Here is a 15,310-nt window from a genome sequence, read left to right as displayed (position 1 = left end):
ATCGGTCCCCAACGCCAAGGCAGTTGGCGACATGCTCACATCTCCATGTCGCCAAGTTCCGGACCAGTGATCGGCGGAGGCTCGTGCTCCCGCAGACCATCCTCGATCATCAGCTTGCGCGCGGCGGCATCGCTGGAGCTTTGGCTCTTCGGGTTATCCGGCTTGCCCTGTTGCAGCCCTTCCGTTCCGGGCGTGCTGGCCTGAGGCGTGCCCTTCGGCGAAGCCGACTGATCCCGCGCCGCTGCGGCTTCGCCTGTCTGGAGAAGTGGGCGGGCGGAAGGTCCAGCCTTTCGCGGCGGAGCATCGGTTCTGGTATTCGACCGGTCCGTCTTGGCCTTGCCCGCCTTGTCTTGCTCGGAACGAGTTGCCGGTTCTCGCTCCTTCGACGTCTTGCCGGGTGTGCGTTCCACTGCTCGCCCAAGATCCTTGGCAGGCGCTTCAGGCTCCTTTTTCGAGGCAGCTCGCGCACCTTGGTCGAAGGCGAGCTCGCCCTGCTTCGGGACGACCGGCTTGCCGGCGCCGTCGTCGTTCGACGAAGGATGCTCGCCGCCTGTCGGCGCTGCCTTCTGCTCTGCCTGCTCCGCCGCCGGATGGATCTCCGTGACCCTTGCCTTCGGGCTGTCCTTGACCCTGGCGATGAAGGTTTCCGCCCGCTTGGGTCGGTCGACGGGCTTCATCTTGACCGGTGCGGCGGGAAAGCCATCAGGGAACTTGATGTACCCTGAAAGGCGCGGAAGGTTCATTAGCTGGTCGGGCAGCAAGAGCGGCTCGATGTGCTTGCGCGGGGTGAGGCTGACCGCATCGCGGGCATTGTTGTAGCCATAGGTGTAGCCCTCTTCCATGTCCCTGACCTGGCGATGGCCGATGAAGTCGGAGCACCAGGTGGCCGTCTCGCGGTCGGCGGTTCCAAGGATCAGTTTGGTCCGGGCGAGCGATGCCAGCGTCATCGCCATGTTCTCGCCGTAGACCTCCTTGAGCTTGGCATAGGCGTGAAGGCCAAGGACAATCGCGCCGCCGAAATTGCGCGCTGTCTGCAAGCCTTTCTCGAGCGCCGGCAGGCGGTGCAATGCACCCAGCTCATCGACGAAGAACCAGCACTTGAGATCGCGGGTGCGGGGCATCGTCATCAGCGTATTCATGGCGGTATCGAGCCAGAGCGTGAGCAGCTGCGCGCAGACGCTCATGTCGACATAGCGAGCCGAAATGAACAGGATCGAGCCTTCGCCTCTGGCGCTAGCGGTCCCGTCCTCGATCCATTGGCGAACCGAGAAACGAGGTCCGGCAGTGGGCAGCAGCTTGAGCGCCTTGGCGTTCACGTTGAAGACGGCGCGGATCGATTCCGCCATGCGTGCGGCTTCCGGCGCGGTCAGCGGATCGGCGATCGTTCCGCGCATCATGGCATGAACGCGCGAGAGGTCCGCGGTCATGAGCTCCCGCGCCAGGGCGTCGTTGGTCGCCCTGCCCTCGGCCACAAGTTTGAGGCAGAATTCGACGAACAGCGCGCGGGCAGCGATCACCCAGAACTGGGCTTCTCCGCCCCCGTCATGGGGGACGAGGGCGTCCGCGGCGGCCCAGAACTCACCTTCGGAGCGGCATTCGTCAAACAGGCTCCACTGGGGGCAGCGCGCATCGAGCGGGTTCAGAATGATGTCGCAATGGGCAGCATGGAAGTGCTCGATAAAGGCCCCGGTCAGATCGAAGACCACGCAGCGCTGACCCTTGGCTCTTGCTTCCGCGATCATGTCGGAGATCGCCACGGTCTTGCCCATACCGGTGGTGCCAATGAGCATCGCATGGCTTTGTTCGAGCCGCCAGGGATAGGAGACCGTGGCGATGTGCGATGGCCGATACGGAAAGCCCCGGGCGATTTCTCGCGGCAGACTGAGGCGCCATTTCCAGCCCAGCGCGGTATCAAGCTCACGGGTGCGCTCGCGCCGGTTGTGTGCGGTCAATTCATCGACGAGCTCGGGGAGCGTGACGAGCATCGCGCCGCGCTCATGTTTGCGTTCTTTGGAGCGGCCACCGAACCGCTCGGCGAACCAGTAGAAGACGGCAAACGCAGGCACCAACAAGAACCCGGAACGCCACAAGGCACTGGTCAGAAGCGCCATCAGCTTCTCCCATGCATGGACCACCGGGGGGTAGTGCTCGAGCAGGGCAATCGGAAACTGGATGGTCGCGCCGAAGGCGGTTTCCAGAGTGATACGCTTGGCGGGATCGAACTCCATGAAGCCGTAGATGGCGGCATAGATCCGCATCCAGACCAGATAGACTTCGTGATCGGTGAGGCCTGCCGAAATGGTCCACCATGATGTCCATGAGATCACGAGCGCGGCAACGATCAGTGGGCCCTTGAGACCCGCCGCGAACATGAAGCTGAAGTGTCCGAGCAGCTGGCTGCCACGCGTGAAGTTGACGAGATTACGCTTCATCGGAGCCTCCCTCGCCAGCTGCTGTGGAAAGACCGAGTTCCTTGCATTTGCGAACGTAAGCCTGGTGAGCCCGACCGCGCAGCGCGTGGTCGGGGTGGCCCGCCAGCAGCGCATCAACCCCGACCATGAGGAACACCGAGCGGCGGGAAATTCGCTCAATGGAAGCGTCGAGCCGCGAGGCAAGCTCGTCCTCTGTGCAGGCATTGGCGAGCAAGGCGCGAACCCACTCGCTCATGCTGATCCCCTTGGCCTTGGCAGCCCTGCGGATCAGCGAGCTGAGCTCGCTGGAGATGTAAACCTGGAGACAGATTGGCCGTGTCATGCACGGACTCCTTGTGGTCAGGAGCCCGATTCACACTGCGAAAGGCAGGATCGAAGCTAAGTCAGATTCAAGAACATGTCAAGAACATATAGGACTGCGGAATTCCGCCATTCTTGGCCTCGCCTTGGTCAAATCCACGTAACTCCCCTCTCCCACGTCATTTTTGACGGAGAAGCTGCCATTTCACAAAATGCGCTCTATTCCTTTGTGATTGCATAATTTTTCTGCCCACCTTTCCTGCGACCCGTCGCGTAGGGTGTGCCCAACTGTCCCCAACTGCGAGGAGAGGAACCAGCTATTGATCCTGTAACGGATGATGCGTTTTGCGATCCCCATTCCCAGGGTCCTCGGCAGGTAGCCGATCCGCGGATCGCGATAGGCACAGACGGGATCGACGCCTATGACGCAGCCAATATTCCGGGTAGAAAGGAGGCGCCGCATGGGCCAAGTCACATTGAGTGCGACACCGAAGGGCAATGGTTTCCAGGCAACGGTCACTTACCCGAACGGGGTGTCGATCAGTTCCTCCGAGGCTTTCCCGACACAGGCAGAAGCCATTGAGGCCGCGGCGTTGAAGGTTCTGGGTATGCCGGAACGGCTCGCCGATCTCGACCGTCCTGATACCGCCGACTGACGCTGTCGACCCGCCTTCCCGTACCGGCCGAGGGGTGCCGAAACGGTCTGCGAGCAAAAAGAAAGGAGGAAGCCCTGACGGACTTCCTCCCAAACCGGCGAGTCAGATTTCATCGCTGAGACGGCCCGGCACAGTATCGATGACACGGTCCAGCATGGCCTTGGGCAAGGCGCCGTAGTCGCCTTCATCGACCGCGATATAGCCTGCCTCGTCATCGGTCAGGACGTACTGTGTGAAGTAGCTGTGAATGGACCGGGCATGGGCCTGATCCAGGGCAGCAACGAAGGCTGCCTGATCGGCGGCGGGACCAGCAGCGGCAATGTTCAGTGAAGCGTACATGATCTTTCCTCCTGATGTTCGATGCGTCGCATCAGGAGCTGCGAAGGATGTGGGTGACGGGCTGGGTCAGGGACCGCGATAGCGGCCGCGAAGCGGCGATGGGGGCAACGATTTTTGCCGGGCTTGCCCGGTAAAAATGGTGGGGCCCCGTCGTCCTTGACGCAGCCCCAAAGCCCGCATCACACTTGGTCTTTCTGCGAGAGAGACCTCTCCAACGCCTGCGCAGAAGCGCAACGCCTGCCCCACAAAACATTTTCCTACATGCGCCCGCAGTGCCAAGATCGGCAGCGGAGGGGACCAACGGCCAGCAAGAAGGAAGCACTATGGCCAGGTCCAAACCTACTGCCCGAGATGCGCTGAAGAAGCTGCGTGAACAGCGTGCCCAACTCGAGAACGAGGAGGCGCGTCTCCGCGAAGAAGCAGCGACCGAACTCGGAAAGCTGCTGATCGAGTGCGGCGCGGAGACGATCGATCCGGCGCAGTTGCGCCAGATCGTTCGCGCATCGATGGCGCTCGGGATCGAGGAAACGCTGAAGCGGATTGCTCCCGCATAAAGCCCATCCGGCGGCGGCAAGGGGTTCGATGCCCCGCGCCGCCGCATCGCCGGCGTACAAAAGAAAAGGCCCCGATGGCGTCTGCCACCGGGGCCTTGTCGTGAGGCAAGGACATTCAGTCCTCGTCGATATCGGGAGCACCTTCGTTGCTGCCGGAGCGGCCCTTGGTGAGGAAGTCGACCTTGTCGGCGATGATCTCGCAGCCGTAGCGCTTGGTGCCGCTCTGATCTTCCCACTGGGTGTAGTGGATGCGCCCTTCGACCGTCACGAGCTGGCCCTTGGTGCAGTACTTGGCGACATTCTGGCCGAGGCCGTTGAAGCAGGTGATCCGGTGGAATTCGCTGTCCTTGGCGGTGTAGCCGTTTTCGTCCTTGTAGGTCTTGCCATCCTTGCGGGCGGGACGGTCGGTCACGACCGAGATCGAGGTGATGCTGGTTCCGCCCTGGGTGGTGCGGGTTTCGGGGTCGCGAGCGATGCGGCCAACGAGGATAACGAGATTGGTCATGGACTTTCTCCTGATCGAGCAATCCGGGTCCATCCCGGCTGCAAACCCGAGCAGAAGCGCCCCATGGCGAAGCGCACCGAAGGGGAACCCGGAACTGGTTCGGGTGGAGCGGGCAGCCGGGCACAGCCCGGCAACTCGGCCGGACCTGATCCGGGTTGCGCGTCTCGACGGGGGGTGATTCAGGGACAGGTTTGCATCGAAGCCGGGTGGAGCTGGATGCCTTGAACAGGTCAGCCCTGACTCGTTTCCCTCCGGTCTTGGCTGGATCATCCCTGCCCGACCTTCCACCGGAGAACCCCATCCTAGATCACGGTACTAACCGCTCCTCCAACCGATGGCTCATTCCTGGACGAAACTGCTTCGCCGGGGAGAGGCATATCGATCGTCACCCCTTCAGCGCCGTCCAGAGGGTTGCCTCGAAGCATCCAGGCCTGCGGCGTGATCAAGCGCGCCCAGTCCGCAAAGGAGGGAATCGAACCCAGGTCTTCGCGTACGTGCTGTTCGCCGACCAGACGCACCGGAACGACCCGGCCATCGGCATTGACGAGGGTGTCGCCGAAGAGTGTTTCGAGCATGAATATCCCCTCGGCATGGTGCCGCAGCGCGCGGTGCCGTGGGTCTGCCAGGATTGCCTTGGACTGGTCGAACCACTGGTGCAGCGGGAGAAAGTCATCGACCGTGCCGCCCCATTTCCGGACCGACGAGAGGGCGTGGTAGTAGCAGTGGGCCATGCCAGGTCTCCTAGAGCTCGGTCGAGTGATCATCGGTCGCAATGAAGCGCAGACTGCAATCCAGCACGAACGTCGCCTCAGCCACATCGACCACGAGTTGGCCGCAGGCACCGTCATTAATCTCCCAGCCCGGATGGTGACGTTCGAGCGCCAGGTAGGTCAGCTGTTCGAGTGCTTGCCCGAGTGATTGCGGCTCTCCGGAACCGGTACGATCAACGCTGTCTGCTTCGCCTTCCTTGAGGGAGACTTCCGGGCACGGGATCGCAGTGCCGGCTTCATCGAGGCACGCGCATTCTTCAATGGCACCGCTGTCGCCGCATCCGTCGAAACGGATCTCGACCCGAGCAATCTCAGCGTCCTGCAAGCGCGGAAGAATGGCTGCCTTGAGCTGCTGGATTTCTTCGGCCACTTGCACTTGCCGCTCGGCCTGGCGAACGGCAAAGTCGGCAATCACAGCCTCGATATCGATCATGGAATGCCTCCTGGTAACTGAAGCCAACGGCAATTCGCTGGCTCCCATCGACAGGCGCGCGCCTTTCCTCTGACGGACGACGCCAGCGCCGACCCGGCGCTGGCGCGAGGACCGGCATGACCTCAGTCAGTGCCTGCCGAAGTGCTCTTCGGATTGGTGCCAAGGGGCCCGCGACGATCGACCACGGTGACCCGCCGGGCCTTGGCTTCGATGACCAGACGTTCGAGCACGCCATTGCCCGGAAAGGCGATGACATAGCGCGGATCGAGGGAGAGCATCCGCTCGTTGCGCTTGAAGCCGGCACGGGCGCCCAGCCGCATGTCGAGCGAGAACGTGACCTGCGGGATGCCGCGGCGTTCGGCCCAGCTCGATGCCAGGCGGTCGACGCCCTTGGTGTCGCCGCCGTGGATGAGCACCATGTCAGGGACGCGGTCGCGGACCTTGTCGAGGGTCGCCCAGACGTTGTTACCAAAGGTCAGAGCATCGTCTTCGGTCGCATGGCGGGTGCGTCCGCCAGCGAAGACGACCGGGGTTCCTTCGGGCACTGCCGCACGGCGCTTGGCCTCGGCACGGGCACGCAAGAAGTCGCGCCCTTCGACCAGCGCGGAGGTGAGCATGACGCTGTGATTGAAGCGAGAACTGGAGACCGGCTTCCAAGATGACCCGAACTCATTGAGGTAAAGGGCTGCTGCGACCTCGCGCATCTCTTCAAGCGCCAGCATCGCACTTTCGGCGCATTGCGCCCGCTCGACCTGGGTCTCGAGGTCGTGAGTGTGGACCTCGGATCCGTCGGCCGTAGCAATAAGCGCGCGGACCTCGTCGGTCGCCCGGTCAAGGGCCGTCGATTTGCGTTCGGCGGAGCGGTGAAAGATGTTGACGAAGGCCCAGCCAAGATCTTCGGCGTCGGCTTCAAGCGCGGTCCCGGACACCATGGCGAAAAGATCGGACCAGACCGCTTCGAGAGTTTGGACGACCGCCTCCCGGACCGGGAAATCGCTTGTCGATACGGGAGCAGCACCGATGGAAAAACCGGCAAGATCGAGCCCGGCGAGTTGGTCGGCAAATGACGTGTGCATGGGGATATCCTCTTGACTGACGTGACGCCGACGCACCCGTTCATGGCTGCGCCAGCGAGAGCCCGTCAGGGCCAGCATTCAGGCAGGATTGCGCACCCGTCAGGGGGAACCCGGCTTGGCGGGCTGGCGCGGGCAGGCCTTGAGCCCGAAGGGCCAAGGACAACACGGGCCCGCCCAAGCCGGGTTGCGCAAGACTGGCGGCTGGCCCAGGGCCTCTCTCGCATGGCGCCAGACCATGGGCGGTCGGAACAGCCATTGGCAGGGGCACGCCCTGTGCCTCATGCATGCACCGCCCCGGCTCGGCTCAAGCCGCACGCTTGGTATAAACGCCCTCTCCGTTCGACATGTGCCCGAGACAGTCATAGTCGCCGAACACGGCATCGAAGCGGGATGCGATCTGGGACAGCCAGCGCTGTGCCCGCGGTGAGCGGGCCGTTCGCCAATCGGCGTCCCAATAGGCGCCGTCATCGCGTTCGACGATCCAGACGGCCACCAGCCCGCCGTAGACCGATACGCCGAAATCCGCATAGGCATTGCGCATGAGGATCCTGTCTTCCCGTCCGCGCCAGCCGTCATGCGGGATCAGCGACGGGAAGGCTCGGCCGGCCCGCTCGCGCAGGTCGTCACGCAGCCACTCGTATTCGAATTCCCAGTCGTCCTCGGCTTCGACCTCAAGCACTGTGAAGGCGACGATTGCGCCGCTGGGATAGCTGACTGATCGGCCCATGGCATCCTCCCTCAGGCCGCAAGCGCAGCGTCGTCTGACGCGTCGTCAAACTGTTCGGGCATGACCCTTCCGCCAAGCTTCAGCAGCAGGGTCGACGCCTCCTCAGCCTTGGCGGCAGCGGTCAGGATTGCGCGATCGTCATCCTTCAGAAGCTTGAGCCAATGCTCGATGTAGCTCGCGTGGCTGTCGAGATGTGTGACGGGCAGGCCCAGCTCAGCGCCGAGCATGGCGCTCGATAGCTCGGCGACATATCCTGACAGTCCAGCCCTTATCTGACTTCCACTGCAAATTTTCCGGACGCGCGTCATGCCGCCAACTCCTCGGACTGAGGTTGCTGGGCATGCATCCAATCGGCAGCGGCCTGTGCCTTGCTGGCGGCGGTGAAGATGGCGCGAGGGTCGTCCTTCAGCACGCGCAACCACGATGCCACGTATGCGGCATGATCGGCGCGCGGATGGTGGGCGATCCCGAGGTCGGCGAGCACGAACGAAGCGGTCAGTTCGGCGCAGATCTCCTCGATCGCCAAGCTGTCGCGCTTGAACCTCTCGGCAAAATTGCGGTCGAGCCTGTGCTTTGCGCCTGTAGCGTGGCCAGCTTCGTGCAGAAGGGTGCCCATCTGCGCCGATGCATCCCGAAACGAGGAAAAGGTTGGCATGAAGATGTGATCAAGATCGATCCGGTAGTGCGCATCGTAGGCGCCTTCGGTGATCGGAATCTTCAGAGCCGCGACGAATGCCTCGGCATGTTCGAACCGCTCGCTTTCCGGCAATACTGCGACAGGAGCGGGCTCATAGCCCTCGACCTGTGCGAGGTTGAACACGGTGAAGGCCCGGGCGAACATGCGGCCGGGGCCGGCTTCGCCGTCGTCATGATCATCATCGGCGCGCGATGCGGCCTGCTTCCAGAACACGACGGTGGTTCCGCGCTCACCCTTGCGGACCTGTCCGCCAAGAGCTGCCCACTGGCGATAGGTCCCCCAAAGACCACTGGAATAGCTGCTGGCTTCAGCGGCAATCCAGAGCGCCAGCACATTGACACCGCGATAGCGACGGCGGGAGGTGACGTTCTGCGGCCTCGTCGTGGCAGCGCCATTATGGTGCCAGGGCATGCGCCAATTGCCGGCACCGGCTTCGATGGCAGAGACAATCTCGGTGGTGATGCGCGAATAGACGTCGGCTCGCGGCGTCGCAGGGTGGGATCGGGACATGGCGGGTCTCCACGACGAGCGGAGGGAAACTCTCTTCCGCTCCTTCAGCCCGTCACCCGAAAACCGGCCTCCTCTTCCTCTCCCGCCACACCGGTCCGAGGTGTGGCGGCACCGGGCGCGATCTGTTCGAGGACACGCTCGATCCTTGCCACCTCGGCCTGAAGCGTTACCCGCTGCAGTTCTGGAAGCCGCTTCTCGCGCAGCAACAGCCGCGCCTCGTCAGCTCCGCGCTGCCAAGCCGGGCGATGCCGTTCGGCAATGCAGGCATTGGGGCAGCGGACCGGCTCGCACATGGCGATCATTGGTCCGGTCGCACCCGGTTCCGAAATGCGGTTGAGGCACAGGGCAGTTGCCGGATCAAAGAAGCAATCGGCCAGCGGGCCGACATGCAATGTCCGCGCGAGACTGCCGAGCATCGTGCGCAGGCGTGGCCGGTCGGCAATCATGGCGGGTAGCGGCGCCAACTCGTGGGCGGCAGTATCGAGTGCGGCTCCGATCCTGTTCGCGGCAGGTCCGCCAAGGCGCGCACCACCTTGCCGCTCGTCGAAGTAGACGAGGATATCGTCGATCTGGCCAAGCGCGCGCTGGGCTTCGATCTCTCCGCGAAATCCGGACCGGCTGCTGCCGGCATAGCCTTCGAACGCCGCAACGCTGGCGTGCTTGTACTGGATCATGCCGGCAATCGTCCCAAAGGGCCGGTTGGCGATGTGCCAGGCGATGGTCCGGCGAAACTGGCGTGTGGTCAGACGCCAGGGCGCGCCATTGGGGCCGGCAGGAATGATCGGTGCCTGCGCGGTTCCGAACCGGTCGTTGAGATGATCGCGAAACCGGTTGAGTTGCCGGACGATCTCTGCAGAAACATGCGTCTTGGTGTTAACCCGAAGCGCGAGGACCGGCCACAAGGTCGTTGTCCCGCGCGCTTGCCCCGCCCGCGCGGAAAGCCGTTCGAGGACGGCGATGGCTTCGGCAACCGGTGCGATCGTGACCCACTCGGTCTCCTCGCCGCCGCCGCGCTTGCCCTTGTAGGCGGTGGACTTGATGCGATGCCGCAAGATCGCACCGTCTTCTGCTCTGGTGATGGACAGGCATCCCTGCTTCATCGCCTGGATCTCGCTGTCCCGCATGCCTGAGAGATAGGCACAAACGACGTAGGCTGCCGACTGCAGCATGACCTCTTCGAGAGCCAGGACCTTGGCATCGAAGCGGGTGCGCCAGGGCAGGCCAGTATCGGGATCGGCCGAAATGGGCGTATCCATCCCGCCGATCTCGGCGCCGAGTTCTGCGATGGCGGCGGCGATGAGGTCCGGCGCCCCGGTGGTGAGGCCAAGGTGCATGGCAGGTTCGACCTGCGCGTCGATGCCGGCATGGAGGTGGATCAGGTGGTAGTTGATCGGCGGCGTGACTTCGCCGCTTTGCGGATCTGTCCGCGTTGTGCCGTTGTGTGCGGTGGTCCAGATCGGAAACCCGCGCCCTTGTTGCCGCAAGGCGGCAATATAGGTCTTGAGGCGTTGGCGTTGCCGCGACCGACGATCCGCGTGATCAAGACCTGCCTCAGCGGCAACCAGACGGTCACGCTTTGCTTCGAGGCGATCAAGGTCCACCCGTGCGGCAAGGATATCTCGTGCATGGCAGGTCACATAGCGCAGCGACCAGGCGAGCAACGGCGTCATGATCGCTTCCGGAATGCGCGGCGTCCGGTTCTCTCCAGTGATATGCTTTGCTCCCGCTACCGAAAACGGGCTGCGCCCGGGCCAGGGCTCAAAGGACAGCCGCGTGGTCGTCAAATGGTGGCGCAACTCGTGCAGGTCGAAGATCACGCGCAGCCGGGTAGCGACTGCAGCCGGACGCAGCCCGGCAAGGCGCAAAGAGCGGGCGTACCGATCGGCCAAAGGCTGATCGACCCGGCCGAGATCGAAACGACCCAGCTCCGCCTTCACGAAGTCGAAAAAGCGCAAGCTCCGGTTGGCCTCGCCGCGCACCCCGGCCGGCTCAAGCCGAGAACGGTGCCCGGGCAAATCGACATTGAGCCGCGCATGGAGAATCTGGCGCAGGGCATCGGCGATGGATGGGTCGTCGATGCCGTCAAAATGTACCGTGACATGGCAGCGCCGGGCGTTATCACGAAACACGCCGGGAGCCAGATCCCAGACCGGATCGCCATATCGCGAGATATGCGCGCGATCGAAGCCCGGCCGCAGCGGTGCGGACATGAGCACCGGGAGGGCATCACGTTCATCACAGCCCTCCGCCAGAAGCTGAAGAGCGGTCATGCGCGGGCCTCGGGCGGCAGATAAACCGTGGGAGGCTCGGTCGTGACCTGCGCCCGGGCCCTTGCAACAACGTCGTCGGCGAAGGCGGGCAGGATCTGCTGAACAATGCGGTCACGGGCATGGCCGAACTTGGCTGCCCACTCGGCCGCGCTGAGGCCCGCTCGCTGATCATCGACGAAGGCGAGGAACGCGAGGATGGCGGGCAGCTTGCGCGCGGTGATGACCGCGTTGCGACAATCGAGGCAACCCCAGAACGGCGTGGGGCACGCGGTACCGTCAGATGCAAAGGGACTGGAATAGAAGTTGCTGCAGCTGGCAAGCCAGACGTCCTGCTCTCCGTCGAGAAGTGCGCGCGAGGCGCCTTCATCATCCGGTGTGGGGCTCGCCAACTCGCCGCGCAGTCGCTCCTCGTCGGGAGGAGGAAGTATCCTGGGACCGGGCAGCGCTTCTTCGAGGGCATCCGCCACGGCTTGCTCGTGCAGCGGTCTGAGTGCCGGAATATCGGCGTAGTGCCGTGCCGCGATCTCGACGGTATGGCCAACGGCGAAGCGGGCCATGTGCCCTTCGGTCTTGAGGTACCACAGGGCCTTGTGCGTCTTGCGTAGCTGCGAGAGGCGCAGGAATAGCGGTCGACCGGCGTCATCGACAATGCCGTGACGCTGCGTCCAGGCGTCGATCGTCATGCGCGGATGGCGGATACCAGCGGTGATCTCGTTGGTCTGATAATAGACCCAGAGGTTGTCGCTGGGGTTATGCACTCTGGCCTTGGCGGAGAGTGCGATGATCCGCCGGATCAGGCCGCCCGGTGTCGACGAGCCGCCATCACGGACCCGGATGGTCTTTTGTTCGGCACCGTGGGCGCGAAGCTTGGTATAGGCGACATCGACGGTACCGCCCGAAGCATTGCGCAAGCAGTCGATGGTGAGCGACTTGCAACACTCCAGCTCGAGCCCCGTCTCCAGCGAGAGCAGAACGAGAAGCGGCACGACGTCGTGTGCGGTAAGGTAGTGGGCAGCGTGGAGGCTCAGGTTGAACCTTGCGCCGCTCAGTTCGCGAATCCACCGCAGCCTATACAGGCTCTGACATGCCGGATCACGGTGGTGCAGTACGCCGCGCGCTTCGATGGCAGCGTGGGCTTGGCGGTATGCGCCTTCTATCTCCGGCACCTCATCGAAGCGCGGCCCCGACCGCAAGCGCGCCTCGATCGCAACAAGATCGGCGCGTGCTGCATCGCGGAGTTGGCGAGCGACGTAGGGGCTATAGGCATCGCGTGGACGGGAACGAACGTGGGGGTGTGAGCTGACGTAGCGCAGCCGTTCCCGCAAGCCAGGTTCGACAAGCGCGGGGCTATCGGTCGCAATGCGGCGAAGGACGGAGACGACCTTGGCGACATAGGTCGGCGCGTGCCCGCGCGACTTGCCCTGCGCGGCAAGCCATCGCTCGAACCCGTCGATATGGTCGGCGCGAAGGTCTGCCGGGCCGTTGATCCGGTCGCCTGTCCCGGCAAGATACGCAAAGAAGCTCGGCAGCTGTGTGACGTATGTCTTGATCGACGAACGCACCATGATGGGGCCACGCGGAGCGACCAGCATGAACAGGCCCCGTGCAAAGGCGAGAGCCAGGCCACGGGGCCGCAAGCTGGTGAAATCGACGAGCAACTCGCCGCCGTACGGCGGATCGATCATGAAGCGCAGCGTGCTGATCTGTGACCATGGATCGGCCTCGGGCACAGTCGTGGCTGCCTCGAAACTGACCTTGCGCCCTTTGCGTGGAGCAGCGGTCATGATGGAAGATAGCCCGGTACGAGTGCCAACAGCTCTTCGACCGCCGCATCGACGGTATCGGCACGCGTGGCAAGGTGATCGAGATAGATCGAGGTCGTGGCGAGGCTTGAGTGGCCAAGCAATCGCTGAACTTGCTGAAGCGGATCGCCGACCAACTGGCGATAACCATCCATGGTGCCCACCGGTGCCGCCGCCTCGGCAAGGCGGCGCTGGATCAGCATGGCCAGCATGTGGACCGCAAAGGAATGCCTGAGTTGATGGGGGCTGACCCGGACCGGGATGCCGGCATCCGTGCAACGGCGGCTCGCCCGCGCGAAGATCGCTTCCCACGAGTTGGGGAGCACCGGATGCCCGACCTCGGTCAGCCAGAGCACCGCTGCTTCGCAGGGCGTTCCGTCGTCATCGCAAATGACGAGCCTCCCGCGTTCATCCGGTGTGACGACCTCCATGTCCATTGTGCCACCGCCAACGAGATGCAATGCGCTCGGCCCGAATGAGGGGCGGTGGATGAAGATCGGGCGGTCGATGGCTTCCCAGCCACGGCGGCTTGCGAACTTGGCGACGGCTTCGGCTCGCTCAACGGCGATATAGGCGTCAAACACCGGTAACAAACGGCGCGGCAGCAACATGCTACGCCCCCTGTCTCCCTTGGTGAGCGCCGCCGGAAGCTCTACCCGCCGCTGCCGTTCCGCGCGGGCGCCGCCAACCGGAATCTCGGCGGCGAGCAGAAAGGATGCCTCTTCGAGGCGCAGGCCGGTGGTGACCAGCAGATCGGCGAACAGCGCGTTGCGCGCGCCATTGCGGTCACGTGCTCCAGGACGCTCGGTTCCCTCTACGGTCAGGCCGCGCAGGCCGACCTCGCGGAAGGCGCGGTAATCGGTGAGATCGATGAAGTGAACATCGGACCGACGGGCCGCGCGTTCATAGGCGTCGTTGCGGCCCGTGACGGCCGCTCGACGCCCTCCGCGCGAACTTCGCCAGACCTGACGGTGGGTAAATGGTGTGCGCTCGATCAGGCCCTCCCGCTCGGCCCATCGATAAAGCTTGTCGAGCGAGGCAATCGCCCGGTTCCACGTCGATGCCGAAACCCGGAACTCAGCGTCACTACGCCGACGTGCCCGATGATACGCACCGACATCATCGGTATCGGCTTGCCAGACAGACTTGCCGCGCACGGAGGCGAGGAAGCGAACCCAGACCAGGACATCATAACCGTGGGCGCGCAGCGAATGGCGCGAACGCGCCCCGTTCAACGGCAGATCGAGGAAGTAGCGGTCGAGGTCTGGATCGTAGATCTCTCCACCTCGCAGGACTACCGGGATGTAGGAGTCCAGGCCATCCGCCGCCCGGCGTTCCTGAATGACGATCAGCGTCTCTGAAGTATCCACAGCTTGCCGGTCCCTCCCCCGGACCCCCTCCCGAATCCAGATCGCGCACGTTGCGCGTCTGCGGGACGGTGGCCATCAGGCCGGACTACGCCAGCTTATGGATAGCGCTTCATCCGGCCTGATGACCCCCTGCGTTGTGCCAAGAACATACCGTCCAATGGTGCGTCAGGAACGGTGCAGACTGTCCAGATAAGGCGACCAGTTCTTCGGCGGCGTAGGCCGCTGTGCCGAAACGGTTCTTGAGGTCACGCCCCAAGCGGCTGGCATGGCCGGTCCAGTGCGACTTATGCCGATATCGGCATAAGTCGCATAATGCCGCAACCCGGATTATGCCGCATGGCGTCGTGGGGTCTTGAATTTCTGCGATTTGGTGGCGTGCCGCTTCGGCATATTCCAGGTACCCTAGAGGCAATCCGCTGGAGGACGGGAACGTTTCAGCGCAACTGACGCGGCTCGCTCACTTCTTCCGCATCCTGTGTGGCCTCGTGCACTTCCTCCCTGATGATCTTCTGCGTGATTTCATCCAGATGTGAGGTCAGGGCTCCGCTCAGTTCCTCAAACTCTGGCCATAGCGTCATCCGAACGAAACTGGCTGGCGCGCGAACGATCACCGTCTGACGGTGCATGCGCGTATAGCGAAATGGCTTGACGCCATAGCGGCGGCACAGGGCGATGAAGAGCTGTCGTGACCAAGGGTCAGGAATTGAAAACTTGAACTCCTCGGCACGTTCTTTCTTGCTGGCCGTCGCGAACTGGCGGCGAATGCGTTCCGCAGCTGCACCTGCCGCAGCTTGCTCGCCGGCAGTCGTGGCGCCGGCATAGAGAGCTTCGATCTTGCGCAGCTTCTCGCGCAGGCGTTCCTCGGACAT

General features: G+C 63.5%; 16 protein-coding genes and 1 pseudogene. 2 read left to right on the top strand and 15 right to left on the bottom strand.

The window, feature by feature from the left end; genetic code table 11:
* Positions 1-35 precede the first annotated feature (35 nt).
* Positions 36-2,432: a type IV secretion system DNA-binding domain-containing protein gene (locus tag K426_RS04220; RefSeq protein WP_066554168.1), complete on the bottom strand. Its 2,397-nt coding sequence runs from the start codon at positions 2,430-2,432 to the stop codon at positions 36-38.
* The gene (locus K426_RS04215) at positions 2,422-2,754 is read right to left on the bottom strand and encodes a hypothetical protein (protein ID WP_066554166.1); all 333 of its coding nucleotides are present in this window, start codon (positions 2,752-2,754) and stop codon (positions 2,422-2,424) included. The genes K426_RS04220 and K426_RS04215 overlap by 11 nt, the downstream gene beginning before the upstream one ends.
* Positions 2,755-3,193: 439 nt before the next feature.
* On the opposite strand from K426_RS04215, the gene K426_RS04205 reads away from it, so the two are divergent.
* Positions 3,194-3,388: a hypothetical protein gene (locus K426_RS04205; RefSeq protein ID WP_066554159.1), complete on the top strand. Its 195-nt coding sequence runs from the start codon at positions 3,194-3,196 to the stop codon at positions 3,386-3,388.
* 102 nt (positions 3,389-3,490) lie between these two features.
* On the opposite strand, the gene K426_RS04200 is transcribed toward K426_RS04205, so the two are convergent.
* Positions 3,491-3,727, bottom strand: a complete 237-nt coding sequence (locus tag K426_RS04200; protein ID WP_066554157.1) for a hypothetical protein — start codon at positions 3,725-3,727, stop codon at positions 3,491-3,493.
* Positions 3,728-4,050: 323 nt separating this feature from the next.
* Between K426_RS04200 and K426_RS32405 the strand changes: the two genes are divergently transcribed.
* Positions 4,051-4,281: a DUF6437 family protein gene (locus tag K426_RS32405; protein ID WP_039338502.1), complete on the top strand. Its 231-nt coding sequence runs from the start codon at positions 4,051-4,053 to the stop codon at positions 4,279-4,281.
* 115 nt (positions 4,282-4,396) lie between these two features.
* On the opposite strand, the gene K426_RS04190 is transcribed toward K426_RS32405, so the two are convergent.
* The 12 genes and pseudogenes from K426_RS04190 to K426_RS04140 all read right to left on the bottom strand — a co-directional run bounded on the left by K426_RS04190 (position 4,397) and on the right by K426_RS04140 (position 15,310).
* The gene (locus K426_RS04190) at positions 4,397-4,786 is read right to left on the bottom strand and encodes a single-stranded DNA-binding protein (RefSeq protein WP_007688363.1); all 390 of its coding nucleotides are present in this window, start codon (positions 4,784-4,786) and stop codon (positions 4,397-4,399) included.
* A gap of 302 nt (positions 4,787-5,088) precedes the next feature.
* Entirely contained in the window at positions 5,089-5,517 is a 429-nt protein-coding gene (locus K426_RS04185) for a DUF6915 family protein (RefSeq protein ID WP_066554149.1), read from the bottom strand.
* A gap of 10 nt (positions 5,518-5,527) precedes the next feature.
* A complete protein-coding gene (locus K426_RS04180; protein ID WP_066554146.1) occupies positions 5,528-5,989 on the bottom strand; it encodes a DUF6878 family protein in 462 nt (153 codons plus the stop codon).
* Positions 5,990-6,111: 122 nt separating this feature from the next.
* Positions 6,112-7,065, bottom strand: coding sequence for a DUF2493 domain-containing protein (locus tag K426_RS04175; protein ID WP_066554145.1), 954 nt, complete (start codon positions 7,063-7,065; stop codon positions 6,112-6,114).
* 304 nt (positions 7,066-7,369) lie between these two features.
* Positions 7,370-7,792: a hypothetical protein gene (locus K426_RS04170; protein ID WP_066554144.1), complete on the bottom strand. Its 423-nt coding sequence runs from the start codon at positions 7,790-7,792 to the stop codon at positions 7,370-7,372.
* A gap of 11 nt (positions 7,793-7,803) precedes the next feature.
* On the bottom strand, positions 7,804-8,100 hold the full coding sequence (locus K426_RS04165; RefSeq protein ID WP_082748411.1) for a zincin-like metallopeptidase domain-containing protein: 297 nt from the start codon (positions 8,098-8,100) through the stop codon (positions 7,804-7,806).
* Positions 8,097-8,999: an ArdC family protein gene (locus K426_RS04160; RefSeq protein ID WP_066554136.1), complete on the bottom strand. Its 903-nt coding sequence runs from the start codon at positions 8,997-8,999 to the stop codon at positions 8,097-8,099. Before K426_RS04160 ends, K426_RS04165 begins: the two co-directional genes overlap by 4 nt.
* A 44-nt stretch (positions 9,000-9,043) precedes the next feature.
* The gene (locus K426_RS04155; RefSeq protein ID WP_066554134.1) at positions 9,044-11,269 is read right to left on the bottom strand and encodes an integrase; all 2,226 of its coding nucleotides are present in this window, start codon (positions 11,267-11,269) and stop codon (positions 9,044-9,046) included.
* Positions 11,266-13,053, bottom strand: a complete 1,788-nt coding sequence (locus tag K426_RS04150) for a hypothetical protein (RefSeq protein ID WP_066554128.1) — start codon at positions 13,051-13,053, stop codon at positions 11,266-11,268. The genes K426_RS04155 and K426_RS04150 overlap by 4 nt, the downstream gene beginning before the upstream one ends.
* Complete coding sequence (locus tag K426_RS04145) at positions 13,050-14,441, bottom strand: tyrosine-type recombinase/integrase (protein ID WP_066554126.1); 1,392 nt, start codon at positions 14,439-14,441, stop codon at positions 13,050-13,052. Before K426_RS04145 ends, K426_RS04150 begins: the two co-directional genes overlap by 4 nt.
* A 109-nt stretch (positions 14,442-14,550) precedes the next feature.
* Positions 14,551-14,724 (bottom strand): annotated as a pseudogene (locus K426_RS31790) (zincin-like metallopeptidase domain-containing protein); the annotation flags it as partial.
* Positions 14,725-14,875: 151 nt separating this feature from the next.
* Positions 14,876-15,310 (bottom strand): hypothetical protein, encoded by a 435-nt coding sequence (locus K426_RS04140; protein ID WP_066554124.1) that lies wholly within the window; start codon positions 15,308-15,310, stop codon positions 14,876-14,878.

The sequence above is a fragment of the Sphingobium sp. TKS genome, assembly GCF_001563265.1.
In the GTDB taxonomy this organism is placed as follows: Bacteria; Pseudomonadota; Alphaproteobacteria; order Sphingomonadales; family Sphingomonadaceae; genus Sphingobium.
This window is presented reverse-complemented; position numbering and strand designations above follow the sequence as displayed.